Here is a 22,601-nt window from a genome sequence, read left to right on the forward strand (position 1 = left end):
GAGGCGCAGGGTGGTGGGAGCGCTCCCACCGGTTCCGGGCCCGCGCCTCCCGAGAGGAAGCAGCGAGATGTCCCTCATGTCTCCCATGTTCCGGTTCCGCGGGTTGAGTAGAACGCTGTGTGTGGTCGCCGCGGCGCTGTTGCTGCCGCTGGCCGGTGTCCGCACGGCTCACGCGGCTGATTCGGCTCACGCGGCTGATGCGGTGAGTGCGGCGGACGCGCCCGGCGCCGGCTATTGGCACACCAGCGGCCGCCAGATCCTGGACGCGGCCGGGCAGCCGGTCCGTATCGCCGGGATCAACTGGTTCGGCTTCGAGACCGCCAACTACGTTGTGCACGGCCTCTGGTCACGCGACTACAAGAGCATGATCGACCAGATGAAGTCGCTGGGCTACAACACCATCCGCCTCCCCTACAGCGACGACATCTTCAAGTCCGGCACGGTCCCCAACAGCATCGACTTCTCCAGCGGCAAGAACGCCGACCTCCAGGGCCTCAACTCCCTCCAGATCATGGACAAACTCGTCGCCTACGCCGGCCAGGACGGCCTGAAGGTCATCCTCGACCGGCACCGCCCGGACGCGTCGGCCCAGTCGGCGCTCTGGTACACGTCGGCGGTACCGGAGTCGACGTGGATCGCCAACCTCCGCTCCCTGGCGACGCGTTACGCGGGCCAGCCCACGGTCATCGGCATCGACCTCCACAACGAGCCGCACGATCCCGCGTGTTGGGGCTGCGGTGACGTCGCGACGGACTGGCGCCTGGCGGCGGAACGCGCGGGCAACGCGGTGCTGTCGGTCAACCCCGCCCTGCTGATCTTCGTCGAGGGCGTGCAGACGTACGCCGGCGTATCCGGTTGGTGGGGCGGCAACTTGATGGGCGCGGGCCAGTACCCGGTGGAGCTGAACGTCCCGAACCGGGTCGTGTACTCCGCCCACGACTACGCGACGAGCGTGGCCCAGCAGAGCTGGTTCAGCGATCCGACCTTCCCGGCGAACATGCCCGGGGTGTGGGACAAGTACTGGGGCTACCTCTTCCGGCAGAACATCGCGCCGGTGTGGGTGGGCGAGTTCGGCACGACGCTGGCGTCGACGGTGGACCAGAAGTGGCTCGCGGCGCTGGTGAGTTACCTCCGCCCGACATCGACGTACGGCGCGGACACCTTCTCCTGGACCTTCTGGTCGTGGAACCCCAACTCCGGTGACACGGGCGGCATCCTGAAGGACGACTGGCTGACCGTGGACACGGTGAAGGACGGCTACCTGGCGAGCGTCAAGGCGGCCGGGTTTCCGAGCACGGGGACGGGGACGGGCGGGGGAGACGGAGGCGGCGGCGGAAGCACGGCCGCCTGCTCGGCGACCTACACCGTCACCAGCGACTGGGGCAGCGGCTTCAACGCCGGCGTGACGGTGACGAACACGGGCACCGTGGCGCTCAAGTCCTGGAAGGTGACGTGGACTTGGACCGGAGCTCAGCAGGTCACGAGCATGTGGAACGCGTCGTACACCCAGAGCGGGGCGAGCGTGACCGCGGTGAACGCGGATCACAACGGGAGTGTGGGGGTGGGGGGTTCGGCGAGTTTCGGGTTCGGGGGTGCTCCGGGGGGTGGGGGTGTGCCGGGGGTTAGTTGTACGGCGGGGTGAAGGGGTGAGAGGACTACGGGACGGGGTCCTCTTCAACCACTTCACCGGCGTTGGCGAATGGGCCGACCCGGCGCAGGAGTTGCGCGGCGAGCCGAGCATCGCAAGCACCGCCTATTCGCCCAGCGCCCCATGCCGCCACGCCAGCAGATCAATGCAGTCGCGCAGTTCGGGCCGCGGCAGGCCGGTTCGTTCGCGCATGACCATGATGGCCTGGATGTTGCGGCCCGCGGCGATGAGCCCGTCCACCTCGGCCTGGGCCTTCGGCGGCAGTCTGTTCCACAGCGTGTCGTCCACGTTCGGATCCAACCAGGCGAACGGCCTTGGCTCGCGGGGTGGTTGGTGCGACTTCTTGGCTTGTTGCCTCGGGCCCGATGGGCTGGTGGGCGGCGCGTGCACGCTCATCTATATGTTCATGACGTGGCTGAGGAAGGCCCACGAGAGCGAGGGCAAGGACGTCATCGAGTACGTGGTGCCCACCCTCGTGGCCACGATGCGGATGATGCCCAGGAGTTGTCCCCCCGAGGTCATCCCGATGATGGCCGGCCTGGTGATCGCCGCGGGTACCGAACTGAGCCCCAACCTGTGGCGTCAGCAGTACGGCGACTGGACCAAGGAGGAGATGACTCCGCTGGAGGCCACGGCGTTCCTGCTCGCGGAACACATCAACCGCATCGCCGACAACCCCGACTTCGCCACCCGCATGATCGTGGACGCGCTGACCAATGCGGGTGGCGAGGGCTAGGGTCTGTTGTGAAAGTGCTGGTCACAGCCACTCGTTGAGGACTGCGACCAGCACGGTCGCCTCGTAGCGGACCGCGAGCTTGTCATACCTCGTGGCTACGGCCCGGTGGCGCTTGAGGTGGTTGATCCCGCACTCGACCGTGTGCCGCTGCTTGTAGTAGTCCTTGTCGGACTTGGGCGGCCGTGTTCACGTCCCAGGTGATCAGGCGCTTGGCATCCGCCTCGGCCTCCAGCTGAGTGACGATCCGGGCCCAGGTGCCATCGCGCTGCCGGCGCCGGAACAGGTCATTGACCCGGTCCCACGGCCCGTGGCGTTCCGGCACGTCACGCCAGGGAGCACCCGTCCGGCGGACGGCCCGACTTGATGCCTCGCGGCAACAGCGGCTCAAGTCGGGCCCACTGGCCGTTCGTCGGATCCCCACGTCCCGCAGGACATGATCACCAACGATCGAGACCAACTTCTGCAACAGACCCCAGGCGGGCTACGCGGTTGTGGCGATGCCGCCGTCGACGGGGATCACGGCGCCCGTCAGGTATGCGCCTGCCCGGCTGGCGAGGAACACGGCGACACCCGCCATGTCGTCGTCGCGGCCGATCCGGCGTAGTGGGGCCGACGCCGCGATCGCCTCGCCGAACTCATCGAGGGTTGCGGCCATCATCGTCGACGGGAACGGTCCCGGCGCCACGGCGTTCACGGTGACGTGCTGCGGTCCCAGTTCCTTGGCGAGCACTCTGGTGAGTTGATGCAGTGCGGCCTTGCTGCTGGAGTACGAGTAGTTGTGCCGCTGGGGGATGTGGATGGCGGCGATGCTGCCGATGTTGATGATCCGCGCGGGATCGTCGGCGCTGCCCGCCTTGCGAAGCGCGGGCAGCAGCGCCTGGACCAGCCAGAACGGCGACTTCAGGTTGAGGTCGACGACCGTGTCCCAGGCCGCGTCCGGGAACGTCGCCAGCGGCTCGTCCCATATGGCACCCGCGTTGTTGACGAGGATGTCGAGACGCTCCGAGTCGGCGGTGACGAGGTCGGACAGTCGCCGACACTCGTCGTGGCGGGACAGGTCGGCGGGGATGGCCCGCACCTCACCGAATGTGGACAGCTGTTCCTGCGCCTGAGCGCACGCTTCCGCGTCGCGTGAGCTGATGACCACGCGGACGCCCGCCTGGAGAAGGCCACGCGCGATCATCATCCCGATGCCTCTGGTGCCACCGGTGACGAGCGCCCGCTTTCCACGCAGATCGAAGAGTTCTGCATGTGTTGTGAATTGGTTGTCCACCACTTGCCGTCTTTCTCGTTGGTCGTGCGGGATGACGTGTCGACGCGTCGGGTGTTCGGTTCAGCTGTCTCGACGCTATGGCCGTGGAGTGCACTCCAAGCAAGCGGATCAGCCCCTGCCCTCGCCCGTACGACGCGCCCGCCGAGCCGGTCACCACGCAGGGAGCCGACGAACACCTGCTTGTGATGGCGAGTAAGCGGTCCTTGGCCTTCAGCGGGGCGCGACCCGCTCCCCGCGACTGGTGAAGTCCGGGGTGTCATCTAGGGCGTCAGCAAGGGCGCCCGTAGCCTGCCTGGCGGCGCTGTTCGTCGTTGTCGGCAGGGGAGTTGACCGTGGAGAACATCCTGGCCGTGGCCATCGGGGCTGCCATCGGACTCATGGGGGCGGTGTTCGGTTCGTGGTTCAGTGCGCGCCGGCAGGACCGGATGTGGCTCCGCGAGCAGAAGCTCAGAGCCGGGATCGGCTTCAACACGGCCGTGGTTCAGCTGCTGGACCACCTGAAGGACACACGGCTGAGCGACGACGGTCCCGGGGCCAACGAGTTGGCGAACCAGCTCCAGGAAGCGCGCTCGGCCCTCTACCTGCTCTGTGCCGACGACACCGTCGAACTCGCCGATGCTCTCGCGCGCCGGGTCTGGAGCACCCGGCCCACCGACGGCAGGGACGACCGCCGGGCGGAGTTCCGGGAGACGTTGGACCTGCTGCGCCGCTTCACCCACCGGCTCCGGCAGGAGATCGCCAGATCGTAGTCCGTAGTCCGTAGTCCGCAGTCCGTCGGCGTCCGCGTCGGCCTGTGCGTCATCGGTACCAACACCCCTTGCAGGAAAGGGTGTTCGGATCGGTCATGCCTCCATGGGCGCGCTGTAGGCCCGGTTCGTCACGGCGCGGGGCTCGGGTACGTCACCCACGCCGCCGTCCCGCTTCGCCCCCACGCACAACCAGACGTAGACCAGGTCGAGCACGCCGCACATGATGCCGAGCCCGAGCAGGAACCCGTTGTGCTGGAGGGCGCCGAAGAGGATCGTCGGCGCGAGCGTGCCGAGCCACTTGGCCACCGCGATCGTCACCGACTGTCCGCGCAGCCCGCGCCGTGCGACGAACATCGCGATGAACAGGGCGGACATCAGCAGGTTCTGGAGGAACGCCGAGTAGCCGGCCCCGTCCTCCGCGCCGAACTTCGCCAGGAACAGCCACTGCACGGCGAACGACATACCGAACAGCAGCACGCTCAGGCCGGCGAACATCCGCGCCGTGACGAACGACGGGAACTCGGCGCGCCCGTACCGGAAGAACGTGTACACGATGACCGCGTCGGCGATGCCCCACACCAGGTTGATGCCGCCCTGCACCGACGGATCGAAGGCCAGGTTCTGCACCGCGTACGTCCACTCCCACGCGAAGTTCAGACCCAGCACCACGGCCGGCATGGCGTAGGTGCGGTCGCGGAACCCGACGCGGATCGCTTGGATGTACACGATCGTCCAGGCGATGCCGCTCGCGAGGATGAGGGCGATATCCATCTGCGTCTCCTGTTACGGATCTTCGAGGGGTCGCGCGGACGCTAACAGACACGTTCGGGGAAGCGGGCGATGCCTGTCTTACGGAAGTGTGACGGGCGGGAGCCGCCATACGTAGGGGTCGGGCGCCCGGACTTCTTGCGCAAACTCCTTGTCGCTCAAGGGAGTTGGGCGCGTGAGCAGGCGGGTCGTCGCCTCATGAAGTCGCCGGAACATGGCCGCGCCATCCGCGACAGCAAGCACCCGGAAGACGGCGCCCCCCTCCTCACCGTCTCCCGCGAAACCTGGCGCAGCTTCGTCCGGCACCTCTGAACAGGGCAGGGGCCCCAACTACCCCCGGGGCAACGACGTATTGGTGATCGGCAGCTTCTGTACAGCCCCGGCCACGTACAAATCCGTCGGAGCCGAGCGCAGCGTGAACGTGTCGTCGTAGCTGGAGACGCGTACCGACATCACGAAGAAGCCGTCGTCCTCGGCCGTCACCTTCACGTGGGACTGCTGCTCCCAGTAGGTCTGCAGGAAGACCTCCGTGCCCTGGGGCTCGACGCCCTTGGGGAGGGTGACCTTGCCCTGGACGGTGAGGATGTCGCCCGCCTTCACCTTCTTCTTGTTGACCGAGTAACTGAGCGAGCTGGAACGGGTGTTGGCGGCCACCGTGGTCTCCGCGAAGTAGCCGTCCTGCGGGGTGTTGAGGTCGCCGTCCTCGTCGTAGAGGGCGGTGATGTGCACGTCGTGCTGGACGTTGAGCAGGCTGCTGCCGCCCGTGTGGTCGATGTCGACGTCAGGGATCGTGAACTTCCCGTTGGCGTCGGTGACCGGCTTGCCCAGGTCGCGGGGCTCGTAGTAGTTGGGGTCGATCGGGTCGCCCCACGGGTTCCAGGTCGTGAACTGGACGACTTCCTGGAGAGTGACGGGGATGTTGGGCGCCGGGGTGCCGTCCGCCTTGGTGACGGTGCCGGTGACGTCGACGTGCCGTTCCTGGTAGTTGGTGCCGGCCGGGTTGGTGGTCACGGTCAGCAGGTACGCGTCGCCGGGGGAGGCGTCCGAGGGTGTCGCGGAGGCGGCCGGCGCGGACAGAGCGCCGGTGGCGAGCAGCAGCGCGGCGGTGGCGGCGAGCCGCGTCGGCAGGGACTTCCTGGGCATGGGGCAACTCCAACTTCGGTCGGGAGGCGAGGAGTTGCGCCGCAGGTGTGCGACGCGTCGAGTTCGACCGGCGGGGTGGGGCGGGAGTTGTTCGCTGTGTGTTCGCTGTTACGCGGCTGTGGTGTGCGGGGGTTTTGTCCGGGTTCCGGGTTCACCTGGACGTCGGCCGCACGCTGCCCCGCATTGCCCTACGACGACGAAAGGCGCCCAGCGGTCGATCCGCGGGGCGCCCCTCATCGTCGTAGCGAAAACGACTACAGCTTCTCGATGACGTAGTCGATGCACTTCGTCAGCGCCTCGACGTCCGCCGGGTCGATCGCCGGGAACATCGCCACGCGGAGCTGGTTGCGGCCGAGCTTGCGGTAGGGCTCGGTGTCGACGATGCCGTTGGCGCGCAGGACCTTGGCCACGGCCGCCGCGTCGATCTCGTCGGCGAAGTCGATCGTGCCGATGACCTGCGAGCGCTTGGTGGGGTCGGACACGAACGGGGTCGCGTACTTCGACTCCTCCGCCCAGCTGTACAGGCGGCTCGACGAGTCCTTCGTGCGGGCCGTCGACCAGGCCAGGCCGCCCTGGCCGTTGATCCACTCAAGCTGCTCGTTGAGGAGGAACAGGGTGGACAGGGCAGGGGTGTTGTACGTCTGGTTCTTGCGGGAGTTGTCGATCGCCGTGGGGAGCGAGAAGAACTCCGGCACGTGGCGGCCGGACGCGTGGATACGCTCCGCGCGCTCGATCGCGGCCGGGGAGAAGACGCCGATCCACAGGCCGCCGTCGGAGGCGAAGGACTTCTGCGGGGCGAAGTAGTAGACGTCCGTCTCGGCGATGTCGACCGGGATGCCGCCCGCGCCCGACGTCGCGTCGACGAGGACCAGCGCGCCCTCGTCGGCGCCCGCCACGCGCTTGATGGGAGCGGCCACACCCGTCGACGTCTCGTTGTGCGTGTACGCGTACACGTCCACGCCCGCCTCGGCGGCCGGCTCCGGGTGCGTGCCGGGGTCGGAGGAGATGACCGTCGGCTCGGCCAGCCACGGCGCCAGCTTGGCGGCCTTCGCGAACTTCGAGCTGAACTCGCCGAAGGTCAGGTGCTGGGACTTGTTGTCGATCAGGCCGTGGGTCGCGACGTCCCAGAAGGCCGTCGAACCGCCGTTGCCGAGGACGACCTCGTAGCCCTCGGGCAGCGAGAACAGCGCGGAGACGCCCTCACGCACCTTGCCGACCAGGTTCTTGACCGGGGCCTGGCGGTGGGACGTACCGAGCAGAGACGTACCGGTGGCGGCCAGCGCGTCCAGCGCCTCCGTCCGCACCTTGGAGGGGCCAGCGCCGAAACGTCCGTCGGCGGGCTTGATGTCAGCGGGAATCTGGATATCAGCCACGAGCCGGAGCGTATCTCCTCGGTGAAACCGGACGGAAACGCGTCCGTTCGATGAGACGACCGCTCCGGCCTGTGGACAGACGGTGATCGACGGCGATCACAGACGGCGGTCTACGGCGTCAGCCGCACCGGCAGCTCGAAGATGTCGTTCTGCGTCACCACCGGCTTGTTGCGGAGCTCGCTCGCCGGGACCGCCAGGTCCAGGTGCGGGAAGCGCTCGTAGAGGGCTGGGAGCGCCACTCCCGCCTCCAGGCGGGACAGCGCCGCGCCGGGGCAGACGTGCGGGCCGTGGCCGAAGGAGATGTGGCGGTTCTCGCTGGTGCGGGTGATGTCGAACTCGCCCGCCGTCGGGCCGTGGGCCTGCTCGTCGCGGCCGAGCGCGGCGTACGACACGATCAGCGCGTCCCCGGCCGGGAGGACCTTGTCGCCGACCTGGACGTCCTCCGTGGCGAAGCGGATCAGGACGTGCGAGGTGGGCGTCGAGTGGCGCAGCGTCTCCTCGATCACCGAGGACCAGTCGGCCTCGCCGGCCAGGACCAGGGCGCGCTGGACGGGGTGCGTCGAGAGGTTGACGACCGCGTTGACGATCAGCGAGATGGTCGTCTCATGGCCGGCCGCGACCATCAGCTGGAGCGTGGAGACGATCTCCTCGTCCGTGAGGTGGTCGCCGTCCTCGGAGGCCAGGATCAGCGCCGAGGTCAGGTCGTCGCCGGGCTCCGCGCGCTTGGCCGCGACCGTCTCCGCCATGATCCCCGCGAGTTCCATGAGCGTCGCGATGACCTCCGCCGGCGGCGTCTGCGTCGAGAAGAACTTCTCGAACAGCTCCTTCAGGCGCGGGAGTTGGTCCTCCGCTATGCCCATGAGGTCGGCGATGACGTACATGGGGAGCGGGTACGCGAACGCCGCCTTCAGGTCTACGACTTCACCCCCGCCGGACTCGCCTGACGTGCCGGACTCAACTCCGTTGAGCAGGTCCTCCGTTCGCTTCGCGATCCGCTCCCGCATCTGCTCCACCCGGCGCGGGGTGAGCGCCTGCGCGACCAGCGTGCGCATCCGGCGGTGGTCCGCGCCGTCCACGGTCAGCATCGAACGGCCCGGGTTCGCCAGCCCGATCAGCGGCCAGTCCGCGAGGATCTCGCCGCGCTGCCAGGCGCCCCAGACGTTGATGTCCTTCACCAGCCGCGGGTCCGTGAGCAGCTGTTTCGCCTCGGCGTGATGCGTCACCGCCCACACGGGCACACCACCGGGCAGTTCTACGGCGGCCAGCGGACCGGCCGCGCGAAGCCTGGCGCTCTCGCCGTCCAGGTCGCCGACGAAGGGGTCGAGGACGATACGGGTCTCTTCGGTACCGGTGCTCATGCGGGAGTGCCTCCAAAGGCAGGGGCTGGGCTCAAAGGAAGGGCAGGGGCAGGGCTCAAGGGACGGAACTCGGATCTCGGAACTCAGAGCGCGGCGACGGGTGTGAACCGCACCGGCAGTTCGGTCAGGCCTCTGAGCCACGGCGAGGGCCGCCGTGTGAGGGACTCGGCCGGTACCGCCAGGTCGATGTCCGGGAGGCGGTCCAGCACGACCTCGATGCCCGTCCGCGCGATCACCTCAGCCACCTCCTGCGCCGGGAACGGACACCGGTGCTCCCCGTGCCCGAAGGAGAAGTGCGCGTTGTTGCCGCCGGTGAGGGCGGAGCCGTCGGTGCGGACCTGGGGGTCGGAGTTGGCGCCCTGGAGGCCGAGGAGGAGCAGGTCGCCGGCGCGGATGCGGCGCCCGCCGAGCTGGGTGTCGCGGGAGGCCCAGCGGCCGGCCACGTTCTGCGTCGGGGTGTCCTCCCAGAGGACCTCGTTCATCGCCTCGGCGACACTGTTGCGGCCGCCGAAGAGGGAGGCCGCGAAACGGTCGTCGGTCAGCATCAGGCGCAGCGAGTTGCCGATCCAGTCGGCGGTCGGCTGGTGGCCCGCCGCCATCATCACCATCAGGTCCTGGGCGATCTCCACGTCGTTGAAGCCGGAGGTGTGCGTGAGCATCCTCGACACGACGTCGTCGGCCGGCGCCGCCTTCCGGGCGGCCAGCAACTCCCCCATGGACGTGGCCAGATGGGTCTGCCCGGCGATCGCGCGGTCACGTCCGTCGATCATGTCGTTGAGCGCGGTCACCAGCCCCGGACCCTGCTCGTCCCGGAAGCCGTAGAGCCGGGCAAGGACCCGTACCGGCAGCAGCATCGCGTAGTCGCCGACGATGTCCGTCTCGCCCTTGGCGCAGATGCCGTCGATCAGCTCGTCGGCGAACTTCTCGGTGTACGACCGGAGTTCGGACGGGTCGACGGCCTCCAGCGCGTCGCTGATCATGCCGACGCGCTCGCGGTGCCGTTCGCCGACCGTGTAGAGGATCGACGGCTGCTTGCGGCCGATCATCGGCAGCAGCGGCCAGTCGTCGGGGATGCCGTCCCACTGGTTCCACAGGTCGGAGTCCCGGCTGAACAGCACGGGATCGCCGGTGACTTGGTGCAGCTCGCGGTAGCCGAGCACCAGCCAGGCCGGGATGTCGCCGTCGAGCACCACGGGGGTCACGGAGCCGTGCTCGCGCCGCATCTCCCGGTACAGCTGCGCCGGTTCGGTCTGGAACCTGGGTCCACTCAGCGGTACGGGCGCGGTCACAGGGCCAACTCCTGGTGGGTGGCGGGGACTTGGGGGCGGGCGGGGCCCTGGCCGTCGTAACGGCCCTTGCTGTGTTGGTCCTTGACGTGCTCGACCAGGGTGATCAGGACCTGTTTCGCGGACGCGCGGGATCGGGCGTCGCAGTCCAGGAGGGGGACGTGCGGGTCGAGGTCGAGGGCCTCGCGGATCTGCTGCGGGGCGTAGGTGGGGCCGCCGAAGTCGTTGCAGGCCACGATGAAGGGGGTGCCGTGGTGTTCGAGGCGGTCGATGGCGTACCAGGAGTCGCCGATCCGGCGGGTGTCGACGAGGACGACCGCGCCGAGCGTCCCGGAGAACAGGCGGTCCCAGAGGAACCAGAACCTCTCCTGGCCGGGGGCGCCGAACAGGTACAGCACGTTGCGGGCGTCGAGCGTGATGCGGCCGAAGTCGAAGGCGACGGTGGTCGCGGACTTGCCGCGCACCTCGCTGATGTCGTCGACGGCCTCGCCGGCCTTCGTCATCGTCTCCTCGGTGTTGAGGGGACGTATCTCGCTGACCGAGCGGACCAGCGTGGTCTTGCCGACGCCGAAGCCGCCGACGACCACGATCTTCAGGCCGTTGTCGGCGGAGGCACCCAAGGGGGTGCGCGCGTCAGAGGTTGCGGAGTCCAACGAGCACCTGTTCCAGGACGTCGGGATCGAGATCGGCCTTGCGCGGATGGCGGGCGCTGACCCGGCCGGCCGCGAGAAGGTCGGAGAGGAGGATCTTGGTGATGGACACCGGGAGTTTCAGTTCGGCCGCCAACTCGACGACGGCCGTGGGGTGTTCGGTGATCCGCAGGATCGCCGCGTGCTCCGACTGCATCCCGGTCACCGGATCGCACTCGGCGACCACGAGGGTCACCAGGTCGAACGGGCTGTCCGGTCCGGAACGGGCGCGGCCTCCGGTGAGCGTGTAGAGGCGGTCGGGTGAGTCGTCCCTGCCGGGGCGGCTCATCACGTACGCGGTTCCGCGCGCAGGTGCTCGCCGAGCTGTTCGACCAGCTCGCTCATGTTGTGCCCGATCAGACCCGCGTCCGCGTCCTCGGTGGTGACGAGGGCCAGGTGGGCGCCCTCGCCCGCCTCGACGATGAACAGCACCCCGCCGTAGAACTCCGTCATCGCGGAGCGCACACCCCCGGTGCCGTCCCCGAACTCCACCGACGCGCCGTGCGACAGCGACTGGATCCCGGCGGCGATCGCGGCGAGCTGGTCGGCCTGGTCGACGGAGAGTTCGGGCGTCCGGCACAGCTTCAGGCCGTCCCGGGACAGCACGAGCGCGTGCCGCGCGCCCGGGGTGCGCTCCAGAAGGCCCTCGATGAGCCAGGTGAGCTTCTCGTCGGCGGTCGTCGTGCCGGTCATGAGGTGGGGTTGCCTTCCGGGTGCGGGTGGGAGGGGGTGGCGATGAGGGGCTCCAGTGATACGGCCGATTCATCGGGTGACGCGGCCGGTTCAGGTGTCGCGGGGCGCTCCGTGTACGCGTACGGGTCCGTGTACGCGTCGATCCCGGTGTCCGTGTCGGGGTCCGGCACGGGCGTGCCCTGGGTGACGGGCTCCCGGTCGGTCGCCGCTTCGCGTACGGCCTGGCGGAAGCTGTTGAAGCGGACGGTCCGCGCGAGGGTGTCGTCGGCCGAGGGCGCGGGGCGCGGCTCGGGGGCGGGGGACTCCGCACGCGCGCGTGCGCGCTCGGCCTCCGCGAGGGCCTGCCCCCGGCGCCGCTTGGGCAGCCCTTCGGGCAGGGCGTTCGCTACGTCCGTCACCGCGTCGGCCAGGGCGCCGCGGTCCGGCGACTCGTGCGTGGGCACCGGGTCCGGGTCCAGGTCGGCGAGGGTGCGCCCGGCGGAGTAGGACACCCACGGCGGATCCACGACGACCGGTTCCGGCACGGTTTCCGGCTCGGGCTTCGGCAGCGCGGCCGGGGGCTCGGGCAGGGCGAGGGACTCCTGGGGCGCCGGCGCGTCCTGGGGCACCAGGATGTCCTGCGGTACGAGCATCAGGACGCCCGTGCCACCCCGCGCGGAGGGCCGGTACGACACCTTCAGGCCGTACTTGCGGGCCAGCCGGCCGACGACCGCGAGGCCGAGCCGGGTGCCGGTGAGGCCGCCCAGTTCGGTGGAGTCGCCGGAGACGGCGCGCTCGGCGCGGCGCAGTTGGATGTCGCCCATGACCAGGCCGCTGTCCTCCACCGAGAGGATGACCCCGGCGGGCACTTCTTCTACGTAGACGTGCACTTCGGCGCTCGGCGGCGAGAAGTTCGCGGCGTTGTCGAGGAGTTCGGCGAGCGCGTGCATCACGCCCTCGGCCGCGTGCCCGGCGACGGCGGTGTCGCTCGCGGAGTGCACGCGCACGCGTTGATAGCCGCTGATGCGGCCCATCGCGCCGCGCAGGATCGACTCCATGGCGATGGGACGGGCCCAGCGGCGGCCCGAGCGGGCGCCCGTGAGGACGGCGACGGAGTCGGCGAGACGGCCCGCCTGCGCGGTGCGGTGGTCGAGGTGGAGCAGGTCGGCGAGGACGTCCTCGTCCGAGTGCCGCTCCTCCATGGCGCGCAGGTCGGCGAGCATGCCGGTGGCCAACGCCTGCATACGGCCCGCCGCGTTGGCGGTCGCGGAGAGCGCGGCGGCCCGCTCGTGGGAGTCCCGGCGGGCCCGCTCGGACAGCTGCTTGTTCTCGGCGGTGAGGCGGGCGCGCTCCAGCTCGCTCTCCTGTGTGAGGCGGCCGCGCTCCTCCGCGAAGGAGGTGGTGAGCCGCATCCGCTCCTGGGAGAAGTCGGAGGTCAACCGGGCGCGTTCCTGCGAGAGTTCCGCGGTCAGCCGGGCCCGCTCGTGGGTCAGCTCCTCGGTCAGCTGCACGCGCTCCCGGTCGAAGTCCGTGCTCAGCCGGGCCCGTTCCTGCAGCAGCCGCCCCGCGTCCAGGGTGACGGCCTCCAGGCGGCGGCGGGTGATCCGGGCCGTCTGGTACGCGTGCGCGGCGAGCGCGACGGCCGCGCACAGCAGCAGCGCGGCGGCACCGGCACCGCAGGCGACCGCGAGGCGCTTCGCGTCGGGCGTCACATAGACCGCGCCGGCGACCGCGAGCCCGGCCAGCACGGCGGTGAACACAGGGGCGGGGGCGATGGTGCGGAAGGTGGGTCGTTCGCCGGGAAGTATGGGGGCGGTCATGAAGGGGGTCCTCGGTCGGGTCCTCGGGCGTCTTTGGTCGTGGTCCTCAGTCGTCCTCGGTCGTGTCCTCGGGGGGTGCTCGTCGGGTTCCTGGGCGAGAAGCGACTCCGGGTGCTCAACTGGCGGACACTATATGAGAGTTAGTGATCGAACTGGGGAGGTTCTGGATGCGTTTACGGAATCGGTGCTCTGTGGGCGCGAAGTTTCCCGGAACGTTTCGCCAGATGCCGGACGGTCACTGTCAGTGGTCGGGTGCATGCTGGGGGCATGGCGGATCTTGAGGCGGAGCTGCGCAGGACCGTCCGGGGCGAGGTGGGTTTCGACGTCACGTCCCGGGCGCTGATGACGATGGACGCGTCCAACTACCGACGCGTCCCCCTCGGTGTCGTCGCGCCCCGTGACGCCGACGACGTGGCGGCGACGCTGGCGGCCTGCCGGGCGCACGGGGTGCCGGTGGTGGCGCGCGGCGGCGGCACGTCGATCGCCGGCCAGGCGACGGGCACGGGCGTGGTCCTCGACTTCACCCGCCACATGACCGGCCTGGTGTCCCTGGACCCCGCCTCCCGTACGGCGGTCGTCCAGCCCGGCCTGGTCCTCGACCACCTCCAACAGGCCGCCGCCCCCCACGGGTTGCGCTTCGGCCCCGACCCCTCGACCCACAGCCGCTGCACCCTCGGCGGCATGATCGGCAACAACTCCTGCGGCTCCCACTCGGTCGCCTGGGGCACCACGGCGGACAGCGTGAGCGAGCTGACCGTGCTCACCGCGAGGGGGGATCTTCTGCGCCTCGGCCGCGACTGGGCGGGCGCCCCGGAGGGCCTGCGCCCGCTGGTGGAGGCCGAGTTGGCCCGCCTGCGCACCGGCTTCCCGGACCTCCCCCGCCGTATCTCGGGCTACGCCCTGGACGCCCTCCTCCCCGAGAAGGGCGCGGACGTCGCCCGCTCGTTCTGCGGCAGCGAGGGCACGCTGGGCATCCTCACGGAGGCCGTCGTACGACTCGTCGAGGCACCCCGCGCGCGTGCCCTCGCGGTGCTGGCCTACGCCGACGAGAGCGCGGCGGCGGAGGCGGCGGCGGGCCTGCTGGTCCACGGGCCGCTGACCGTCGAGGGCATGGCGGCCGACCTGGTCCGCTCCACGGCCGACCTCCCCCGGGGCGGCGCCTGGCTGTTCGTCGAGACCGGCGGCGACACGGAGGCGGAGGCACGCGCGCGTGCCGAGACCATCGTCCGCGCGGCCGACGTCCTCGACTCCCTGGTGGTGACCGACCCTTCGGGCCAACGAGCGCTGTGGCGCATCCGCGAGGACGCGAGCGGCACGGCGACGCGGATGCCGGACGGCTCGGAGGCATGGCCGGGCTGGGAGGACTGCGCGGTACCTCCGGCTCGACTGGGCCCATATCTGCGGGACTTCAGGAGCCTGCTCGGAACACACGACCTACGGGGCACGCCGTACGGCCACTTCGGGGACGGCTGCATCCACGTCCGCATCGACTTCGACCTGCTGACGGAGGCGGGGGTGGCCCGCTTCCGCCGATTCTCCGAGGAACTGGCCGAGTTGGTGACCGCGCACGGCGGCTCGCTCTCCGGCGAACACGGGGACGGCCAGGCCCGCGCGGAACTCCTCCCGAAGATGTACGGCGCCGAGATGGTGACGTTGTTCGAGCAGGTGAAGGGAGTCTGGGACCCGGACGACCTCCTCAACCCCGGGATGCTGGTGAGGCCCGCCCCGCTCGACTCGAACCTCCGCTTCTCGGTCCTGCCCCGCGAACCGGTGGACGTGGTGTTCGGCTACCCGTCAGACGGCGGCGACTTCTCGGCGGCGGTACGGCGGTGCGTGGGAGTGGCCAAGTGCCGTACGACGGAGGTGAACGGGCCTTCGGTGATGTGCCCGTCGTTCCGCGCGACGGGCGAGGAGGCGCACTCCACACGCGGGCGTGCCCGACTCCTCCACGAGATGCTCGCGGGCGAACTGGTCACCGACGGCTGGCAGTCGACCGAGGTTCGTGACGCGCTGGACCTGTGCCTTTCCTGCAAGGGCTGCCGCACGGACTGCCCGGTCGGGGTCGACATGGCCACGTACAAGGCGGAGTTCCTGCACCACCACTACAAGGGCCGACGCAGGCCCGCGGCCCACTACGCGATGGGCCGGCTGCCGCGCTGGCTACGGCTGGTGGAGCGCACCCGGACGGCGTGGCTGGTCAACTCCCTCGCTTCCGTACGGCCGTTGGCGGCGGTGGCGAAGCGGCTGGGCGGGATCGCGGGGGAGCGGGGGATTCCGCGGGTGGCGGGGGTGACGTTCACGAGGGCGTGGCGGCGGGAGGCGAGGGCGGCGACGCGGCGGAGCATGCGTGCGGGGGTCGCATACGAGGAGACGCCCACGCGGGGGCATGTCTTCCTGTGGCCGGACACCTTCACGGAACACCTCTCGCCGGCGGTCGGGCAGGCGGCGGTGCGGGTGTTGGAGGCGGCGGGGCTGGGAGTCGTTCCGGTGACCATGAGCAGGCCGGTCTGCTGCGGACTGACCTATGTGTCGACGGGGCAACTCGACCGAGCCCGCGAGGTGATGGGCCGCACGCTGGACGCGATGAGCACGCTGCTGGACCTGGGCTTCGGGCGCGGCGCGGGCACTCCGCACATCGTCGTCCTGGAACCGAGCTGCGCGGCGGCCCTCCGCACGGACCTCCCCGAGCTGCTGCCCGACGACCCCCGCGCGGCCCGCCTGGCCGCCTCGGTCCTCACCTTCGCCGAGGCACTGGAACGCCTCGCCCCCGACTGGACCCCGCCCCGCATCGACCGCCCGACGGTCGGCCAGACCCACTGCCACCAGCACGCGGTACTGGGCGACGCCTCCGACCGCCGCCTGCGCACGGCAGCGGGCCTGACCGGCGAACTGGCGGGCGGCTGCTGCGGGTTGGCGGGCAACTTCGGCTTCGAGAAGGGGCACTACGAGGTCTCGGCGGCCTGCGCGGAGGAACAACTGCTCCCGGCGGTACGACAGGCACCGGAGGGCACGGTGGTCCTGGCGGACGGCTTCTCGTGCCGTACGCAGCTGGAACAGTTGGCCGGGGTGAGGGGCCGGCACCTCGCGGAGGTGCTGGCGGACGCGCTGGAAGGAGAGGAGAAGTGACCGACGAACTGCGCCAAGTCGCCGTCCTCTCCGACATCCACGGAGTGCTCCCCGCCCTGGAAGCGGTCCTCGCCGAACCGGAGGTGGCCGCCGCCGACCGCATCGTCCTCACCGGCGACATCACGGCGGGCCCCCAACCCGCGGAAGTGGTGGACCTGTTGCGCGAACAGTCCGACCGGGTGCTGTGGATCGCGGGCAACGCGGACCGCGAACTGGTCGAGTACCGCAGAGGCGAACGCGACGAGATCCCCGACCCGATCGGCCCCTACGCGGCGACCGCCCTCCGCGCCGACCAGATCGACTTCCTGGCGGCCCTCCCCAAGACCCTGACACTCCCGGTCCGCGGCCTGGGCAAGGTCCTCTTCTGCCACGCGACTCCCCGGGACGACGAGGAGATCGTCCTGGTCGACTCCCGCCCCGCCCGCTGGACAGAGGTCCTCACCGGCCTCGACGACGACATCCGCACGATCGTCTGCGGCCACACCCACATGCCGTACATCCGCCTCGCCCACGGCCGCCTGATCGTCAACCCGGGCAGCATCGGCATGCCCTACGGCCGCCCCGGCGCCCACTGGTGCCTGCTCGGCCCGGGCACGGACCTGCGCGTGACGCCGTACGACATCCCGGCGGCGATCACCCGCCTCACCCGCGAATGCGACTACCCGGAGATCGCCGAGTGGGCGGACTACTTCCTCAACGCGCGGGCGTCGGACACGGAGGCACTGGAGACCTTCGGACCCCGGGACGGGCGCGGGTGACTGCCTAGGCTGGCCGTTCGACCACGGTCTCGATCAGCCAGGGAGCCCCGCGTATGACCGACCTCCTTCTCCGCCCCATCACCCCCGCCGAACACCTCGCGTTCATCGCCGCCCGCCCCTCCGCCAGCCATATGCAGGTGCCGTCCTGGGGTGCGGTGAAGCCCGACTGGCGGGCGGAGAGCCTCGGATGGTTCGAGGGAAGCGGGGAGTTGGTCGGGGTCGGACTCGTGCTGTACCGGCCCGTGCCCAAACTGAAGAAGTACCTCGCCTACCTGCCCGAGGGCCCGGTCATCGACTGGCACGCCGCCGATCTCGACCGCTGGCTCGACCCGATGCTCACGCACCTCAGGTCGCAGGGCGCGTTCACGGTGAAGATGGGGCCGCCCGTCGTCGTACGGCGCTGGAGCGCGGACGCGGTGAAGGCGGCGATCGCCGACCCCGACGCGCGGCGGCTGCGGGACGCGGAGCCCACGTCGTACGAACCGCGTGGCTACGAGGTCGCCGAACGCCTCCGCCGCGCGGGCTGGCAGCAGACCGAAGCCGGGGGAGAGGAGGGCTTCGCGGCCGGACAACCGCGATACGTCTTCCAAGTGCCGTTCGCCGGACGCTCGTTGGACGACATCCAGCGCGGCCTCAACCAGCAGTGGCGGCGCAACATCAAGAAGGCCGAGAAGGCCGGCGTGAAGGTGGTCCAGGGCGGCTACGACGAACTCCCCGCCTTCTACGAGCTGTACGCCGAGACCGCCGAGCGCGACCGCTTCATCCCGCGCCCCCTGCCCTACTTCCAGCGCATGTGGACCGCCCTCACCGCCGAACACCCCGACCGCATGCGCCTCTACCTCGCCCACCACGACGGCGAGATCCTCGCCGCCGCCACGATGCTGACGGTCGGCCAGCACGTCTGGTACTCCTACGGCGCCTCCACCAGCCGGCGGCGCGAGGTGCAGCCCAACAACGCCATGCAGTGGCGCATGATGACCGACGCCCACCAACTCGGCGCCGCCGTATACGACTTCAGGGGCATCACCGACACCCTGGAGGAGTCCAACCACCTGTTGGGGCTGCTGCGTTTCAAGGCCGGTGCGGGTGGAGAGGCCGTCGAGTACATCGGGGAGTGGGACTTCCCCCTCAACCGGCTGCTGCACAAGGCGCTGGACCTCTACATGGCGCGCCGCTGAGGGCCTCGCCTGAGGGCGGAAGCACAGGTTCATTAAGGCTGCTCTCAGCTTTATCAGAGAACTCTCAGGTTCACCGCCGTAACTCAGGATTCACAAAGGTATTCACAGCACCTGCTTGCCGTTCGCTTGCCTAATTTGCCGCTCCTTGGCGCCGGGCGCGTGTAAGTTCATCCGTGTCGGGAATTCCCCGGGCGGTAAAACGCCCGACTTTGACGCACAATCCACTGCACAACCCAAGGAGTACGGAATGAGCCTCAAGAAGCTCGCCCCGCTTTCGCCGAAGCCCCAGTCGAAGCAGCTCCCGCCGCCGCCCCCGAAGCCGCGCAAGAAGCACCAGCCCAAGCCGCTGCCGAAGCCGCTGCCCGGCCAGGACAGCTGATCCGGCAGTAGAAGAGGGCCGACCCACGCAGTCGGCCCTCTTTTCTTTCCCGAATTCGAAAATCCAAAGAATTCTAATGACGGAAAGCGAAGGGGATCGTGGACATGGATATGGACGAGGAAGGCCTCGAATATGACGAGGACTACGGAACTCCCACCATTCCCGCCCGCACCGCTTTCCGTCGCTTCTGGCCGCTGACCCGCGGTCTCAGACGCTGGCTGGTCCTCGTCTGGGGGTGCACGATCATCGGCGCGCTCGCCGAGACCGAGGCCATCCTCCTCTTCGCCGACCTCACCGACCGCGCCCTCGCGAAGGGCTCGCTGAGCGCGTTCTGGAGCCCGGCCGCGAAGTGGCTGGGCGTGGCGATCGTCGGCGCGCTCGTCTCGTACGCCGGCAACTCCCTTGCCGCCTGGGCCACCGAACGCTTCGTGATGAGACTGCGCGAGCATGTCTTCGACCACGTACAGCAGTTGCCCCCGCACTTCTTCCAACGGCACCGCCAGGGCGACCTGTTGTCCCGCCTCACCGGCGACGTCGAGGCGATCGAGACCCTGGTCGTCTCCGGTGTCATCGGCACCGCCTCCGCGCTCTTCTCGGCCCTCTTCTACGCCGCCGCCGCGTTCTGGCTGCGCTGGGACCTGGCCGCCGCCACCTTCGTCCTCGCCCCCCTCTTCTGGCTGGCGGCCCGCCGCTTCTCCGGCTCCATCAAGGACGTCTCCCGCGAGGGCCGGGTCGCCGACGGCGCGATCACCTCCGTCGTCGAGGAGTCCCTCGGCAACATCGTCCTCACCCAGGCCTACGGCCGCCGCGACGCCGAACGCCGGCGCCTGAACGAGGAGGCCGGCGCCTGGTTCCGGGCCTCCGTCCGCTCGACGCGGCTCAACGAGGCGTACGAGCAACTCGTCGCCGTCATCGAGACCGTGTGCGTGCTCGCCGTCATCGGCATCGGCGCCTGGGAGATCTCCACCGGCCGCATGACCCTCGGCCAACTCCTCGCGTTCTCCGCCTTCTTGGGCTACCTCTACCCGCCCGTCCGCGGCCTGGCCCAACTCGGCCTGACCATCACCGCCGCCACCGCGGGCGCGGAACGCCTCATCGAGATCCTCGACGTACGGCCGTCCGTCGCCGACCCCGCCCGCGACTCCGAGACCGGCCGCCCCGACGGCACGGTCGAACTCCGCGACGTCACCTTCAGCTACCCCGGCGCCGACCGAGTCGCCCTGGAAGGCCTCTCCTTCACCGTCAATCCCGGCGAGCTGGTGATCGTCACCGGCCCCAGCGGCGCCGGCAAGTCCACCGTCTCCAAAATGCTGCTCCGCTTCTACGACCCCGACGCGGGCGACGTCCTCCTCGACGGCGTCCCCCTGCGGGACCTCCCCCTCGCCCGCCTGCGCGAGTACGTGACCCTGCTCCCCCAGGAGACCCTGGTCCTGCACGACACCGTCCGCGCGAACATCGCCTGCGGCCGGCCCGGCGCGAGCGAGCAGGCGATCGTCGACGCGGCGGTCGCGGCCGACGCCCACGAGTTCATCCTCCGCCTCCCCGAGGGCTACGACACGAAGGTCGACCCCAACTCGGCCCGCCTGTCCGGCGGTCAGCTCCAGCGCCTGGCGATCGCCCGCGCCATCCTGCGCGACGCCCCGGTCCTGGTCCTCGACGAACCGACGACCGGGTTGGACTCGATGGCCGCCCGCCGGGTCGTGAAGCCCCTACGACGACTGATGGCGGGCCGTACGACCATCATGATCACGCATGACCTCAACCTCGCGCCCGACGCCGATCGCATCCTGGTCGTGGACCGGGGCCGGATCGTGGAGACGGGGCGGCATGCGGAGCTGATGGCGCTGGGTGGGGCGTACTCGCGGTTGCACCGGTCGCAGAACAACGCGGCGATGGATACAGGGGAGTTGAGGCTGCCGTCGTTCGCGGAGGCGGGGGTACCGGTCGGGGTTCCGGTGGCAGTGGCGGAGGGTGCGACGGCGGGCGTGGGTTACGGGTACTCCGCGGCGCCGGTCTTCGTCGAGAGCTGGGCGCCGCAGACGTACGCGCCGACGTACGAGCCGACGTATCAACCGACCTACCCGCAGACCGAGTACCCGGAGTACTCCGATCCCCTCTTCGGGCCCATGCCCACCACCCTCCCCGACGGGCGGCCCCTGTTCCGGGACTAGGTTCAGTGACAGTTGCATAAAGGGTTCACACACCTGTCGAAGTCCATTACCATGGACCGAGCAGTGCATCGTGATGGACGAATGCGCGCTGAACCGAGCCCTGGAAGCCCCCGTGAGCATCCCCAGCACGTCGACCACCGCCCCCGCGGGCAACCTGGCCGTCGCCCCGACCGCCGACCTGACCGTCACCCCAGGCCGCACGGGCTCGCTCGGACCGGTGGGGCTGGTGCTCGCCGGGGGGATCTCGGTGCAGTTCGGCGGTGCGCTGGCGGTGACGCTGATGCCCAGGGTGGGGGCGCTGGGCGTGGTGACGCTACGGCTGCTGGTGGCCGCGGTGGTTCTCCTCGTGATCTGTCGCCCGAGCCTGCGGGGTCACTCGCGGGCGGACTGGGGCACGGTCGTCGTCTTCGGCGTCACCATGGCCGCGATGAACGGCCTCTTCTATCAGTCGCTGGCCCGCATCCCCCTGGGACCGGCGGTGACGCTGGAAGTACTGGGCCCGCTCGCCCTCTCGGTCCTCACGTCCCGGCGTGCGCTGAACGCGGTCTGGGCGGGGCTCGCTCTGGCGGGCGTCTTCCTCCTCGGCGGCGGAGGCTTCAGCAGCCTGGACCCCGTAGGAGTGGCCTTTGCCCTGGGGGCCGGCGCCATGTGGGCCACGTACATCGTTTTCAGTGCTCGTACGGGGCGCCGGTTTCCGCAGGCCGATGGGTTGGCGCTGGCGATGGTCGTGGCGGCGGTGGTGTTCCTGCCGCTAGGTGTCGCGGAGTCGGGCACGAAGCTCCTGAACCCCACGACGATCGCCCTCGGCTCTGTGGTGGCGGTTCTCTCCTCGGTTCTCCCCTACACACTCGAACTCCTGGCCCTGCGCCGCCTCCCCTCCTCCACCTTCGCCATCCTCATGAGCCTGGAACCAGCCGTGGCCGCGACAGCGGGCTTCCTGATCCTTCACCAGGCACTGTCCGTCCCTGAAGCCATGGCTATCGCGCTGGTCATCGCGGCGAGTATGGGGGCGGTGCGGACGCAGGTGGGGCGGGGCAAGGCGAAACTGGACGCGGCTTGACGCGTGAACGTTGGGCCACTCGCTTCTCGGCCAGTGTCGTGCTTCCACGGCCCGAGTAAAGGGCGCTCCCTGCGGTCGCGTCGGCTACGCCGATTCCGCTGCGCTCCACCCTTGACTCGGTCCGCTCCAGCCCGTTCCAGAAGCGAGCGAGCGGCCCGGAGGAACGGGTGGCCGACCTGCGAACACCCTTGGGTGGGCTGTGTTCCGGGCCGGGGTGAGGGGGCGCGCTCACGTCTCGCCTGCACGCCGGGTCGGCTTAGCGGCCAACCCCGGGTGGGGGGTGCTAGAAGCTGGGGGTGATCCTAACCGCTCTCATGGGCTTTGACTGGTTAGGGAAGACTCTGGCTTTCAGAGGTCACAGGGCTTGGGTGGGCTCAGGCGGGCTCAGGCTCACAGCATCAGGCATAAATAATG

21 protein-coding genes and 1 pseudogene are annotated in these 22,601 nt (G+C 69.8%); 10 read left to right on the top strand and 12 right to left on the bottom strand.

Features of this window, described 5'->3' with window-relative positions; translation table 11 throughout:
• Positions 1-85 precede the first annotated feature (85 nt).
• Positions 86-1,642: a cellulase family glycosylhydrolase gene (locus tag OG714_RS28620; protein WP_406131988.1), complete on the top strand. Its 1,557-nt coding sequence runs from the start codon at positions 86-88 to the stop codon at positions 1,640-1,642.
• Positions 1,643-1,753: 111 nt separating this feature from the next.
• On the opposite strand, the gene OG714_RS28625 is transcribed toward OG714_RS28620, so the two are convergent.
• Entirely contained in the window at positions 1,754-1,936 is a 183-nt protein-coding gene (locus OG714_RS28625; RefSeq protein WP_406125210.1) for a hypothetical protein, read from the bottom strand.
• Positions 1,937-2,003: 67 nt separating this feature from the next.
• On the opposite strand from OG714_RS28625, the pseudogene OG714_RS28630 reads away from it, so the two are divergent.
• Positions 2,004-2,384 (top strand): annotated as a pseudogene (locus tag OG714_RS28630) (hypothetical protein); the annotation flags it as partial.
• An 82-nt stretch (positions 2,385-2,466) separates the two neighbouring features.
• On the opposite strand, the gene OG714_RS28635 reads toward OG714_RS28630, so the two are convergent.
• Both OG714_RS28635 and OG714_RS28640 read right to left on the bottom strand, forming a co-directional pair.
• Positions 2,467-2,805 (bottom strand): transposase, encoded by a 339-nt coding sequence (locus OG714_RS28635; protein WP_406131989.1) that lies wholly within the window; start codon positions 2,803-2,805, stop codon positions 2,467-2,469.
• A gap of 60 nt (positions 2,806-2,865) precedes the next feature.
• Positions 2,866-3,660: an SDR family oxidoreductase gene (locus OG714_RS28640; RefSeq protein ID WP_406125212.1), complete on the bottom strand. Its 795-nt coding sequence runs from the start codon at positions 3,658-3,660 to the stop codon at positions 2,866-2,868.
• A gap of 329 nt (positions 3,661-3,989) precedes the next feature.
• On the opposite strand from OG714_RS28640, the gene OG714_RS28645 reads away from it, so the two are divergent.
• Positions 3,990-4,406, top strand: a complete 417-nt coding sequence (locus tag OG714_RS28645; RefSeq protein WP_406125213.1) for a hypothetical protein — start codon at positions 3,990-3,992, stop codon at positions 4,404-4,406.
• Between the two features lie 93 nt (positions 4,407-4,499).
• On the opposite strand, the gene OG714_RS28650 is transcribed toward OG714_RS28645, so the two are convergent.
• Positions 4,500-5,177 (bottom strand): hypothetical protein, encoded by a 678-nt coding sequence (locus OG714_RS28650; RefSeq protein WP_406125215.1) that lies wholly within the window; start codon positions 5,175-5,177, stop codon positions 4,500-4,502.
• Positions 5,178-5,372: 195 nt separating this feature from the next.
• On the opposite strand from OG714_RS28650, the gene OG714_RS28655 reads away from it, so the two are divergent.
• Positions 5,373-5,486: a DUF397 domain-containing protein gene (locus OG714_RS28655; protein ID WP_406125217.1), complete on the top strand. Its 114-nt coding sequence runs from the start codon at positions 5,373-5,375 to the stop codon at positions 5,484-5,486.
• 18 nt (positions 5,487-5,504) lie between these two features.
• Here OG714_RS28655 and OG714_RS28660 read toward each other — a convergent pair whose 3' ends face one another.
• The 8 genes from OG714_RS28660 to OG714_RS28695 all read right to left on the bottom strand — a co-directional run bounded on the left by OG714_RS28660 (position 5,505) and on the right by OG714_RS28695 (position 13,515).
• Positions 5,505-6,317: an acyl carrier protein gene (locus OG714_RS28660; RefSeq protein ID WP_406125218.1), complete on the bottom strand. Its 813-nt coding sequence runs from the start codon at positions 6,315-6,317 to the stop codon at positions 5,505-5,507.
• A 254-nt stretch (positions 6,318-6,571) separates the two neighbouring features.
• Entirely contained in the window at positions 6,572-7,690 is a 1,119-nt protein-coding gene (serC, locus tag OG714_RS28665; protein WP_406125220.1) for a phosphoserine transaminase, read from the bottom strand.
• 110 nt (positions 7,691-7,800) lie between these two features.
• Entirely contained in the window at positions 7,801-9,048 is a 1,248-nt protein-coding gene (locus tag OG714_RS28670) for a cytochrome P450 (RefSeq protein ID WP_406125222.1), read from the bottom strand.
• An 83-nt stretch (positions 9,049-9,131) separates the two neighbouring features.
• A complete protein-coding gene (locus tag OG714_RS28675) occupies positions 9,132-10,337 on the bottom strand; it encodes a cytochrome P450 (RefSeq protein WP_406125224.1) in 1,206 nt (401 codons plus the stop codon).
• Positions 10,334-10,987 (bottom strand): GTP-binding protein, encoded by a 654-nt coding sequence (locus OG714_RS28680; protein ID WP_406125226.1) that lies wholly within the window; start codon positions 10,985-10,987, stop codon positions 10,334-10,336. The genes OG714_RS28675 and OG714_RS28680 overlap by 4 nt, the downstream gene beginning before the upstream one ends.
• Complete coding sequence (locus OG714_RS28685; RefSeq protein ID WP_406125227.1) at positions 10,968-11,312, bottom strand: DUF742 domain-containing protein; 345 nt, start codon at positions 11,310-11,312, stop codon at positions 10,968-10,970. Before OG714_RS28685 ends, OG714_RS28680 begins: the two co-directional genes overlap by 20 nt.
• Positions 11,312-11,716: a roadblock/LC7 domain-containing protein gene (locus OG714_RS28690; RefSeq protein WP_406125229.1), complete on the bottom strand. Its 405-nt coding sequence runs from the start codon at positions 11,714-11,716 to the stop codon at positions 11,312-11,314. Before OG714_RS28690 ends, OG714_RS28685 begins: the two co-directional genes overlap by 1 nt.
• Positions 11,713-13,515: an ATP-binding protein gene (locus OG714_RS28695; protein ID WP_406125230.1), complete on the bottom strand. Its 1,803-nt coding sequence runs from the start codon at positions 13,513-13,515 to the stop codon at positions 11,713-11,715. The genes OG714_RS28690 and OG714_RS28695 overlap by 4 nt, the downstream gene beginning before the upstream one ends.
• A 267-nt stretch (positions 13,516-13,782) precedes the next feature.
• Here OG714_RS28695 and OG714_RS28700 point away from each other — a divergent pair, with 267 nt between their 5' ends.
• The 6 genes from OG714_RS28700 to OG714_RS28725 all read left to right on the top strand — a co-directional run bounded on the left by OG714_RS28700 (position 13,783) and on the right by OG714_RS28725 (position 22,187).
• On the top strand, positions 13,783-16,641 hold the full coding sequence (locus OG714_RS28700) for an FAD-binding and (Fe-S)-binding domain-containing protein (protein WP_406125232.1): 2,859 nt from the start codon (positions 13,783-13,785) through the stop codon (positions 16,639-16,641).
• A complete protein-coding gene (locus OG714_RS28705) occupies positions 16,638-17,399 on the top strand; it encodes a metallophosphoesterase family protein (protein ID WP_406125233.1) in 762 nt (253 codons plus the stop codon). Before OG714_RS28700 ends, OG714_RS28705 begins: the two co-directional genes overlap by 4 nt.
• 53 nt (positions 17,400-17,452) lie before the next feature.
• Positions 17,453-18,577 carry a lipid II:glycine glycyltransferase FemX gene (locus OG714_RS28710; protein ID WP_406125234.1) on the top strand — a complete coding sequence of 375 codons (1,125 nt, stop codon included), beginning with the start codon at positions 17,453-17,455 and terminating at the stop codon, positions 18,575-18,577.
• A 247-nt stretch (positions 18,578-18,824) separates the two neighbouring features.
• Positions 18,825-18,956: a hypothetical protein gene (locus OG714_RS28715; RefSeq protein WP_267953885.1), complete on the top strand. Its 132-nt coding sequence runs from the start codon at positions 18,825-18,827 to the stop codon at positions 18,954-18,956.
• Between the two features lie 110 nt (positions 18,957-19,066).
• Entirely contained in the window at positions 19,067-21,127 is a 2,061-nt protein-coding gene (locus tag OG714_RS28720) for an ABC transporter ATP-binding protein (protein ID WP_406131990.1), read from the top strand.
• Between the two features lie 112 nt (positions 21,128-21,239).
• Positions 21,240-22,187 (top strand): EamA family transporter, encoded by a 948-nt coding sequence (locus OG714_RS28725; protein ID WP_406125236.1) that lies wholly within the window; start codon positions 21,240-21,242, stop codon positions 22,185-22,187.
• Positions 22,188-22,601 lie beyond the last annotated feature (414 nt).

Source organism: Streptomyces sp. NBC_00989 (assembly GCF_045162655.1).
Lineage (GTDB): Bacteria > Actinomycetota > Actinomycetes > Streptomycetales > Streptomycetaceae > Streptomyces.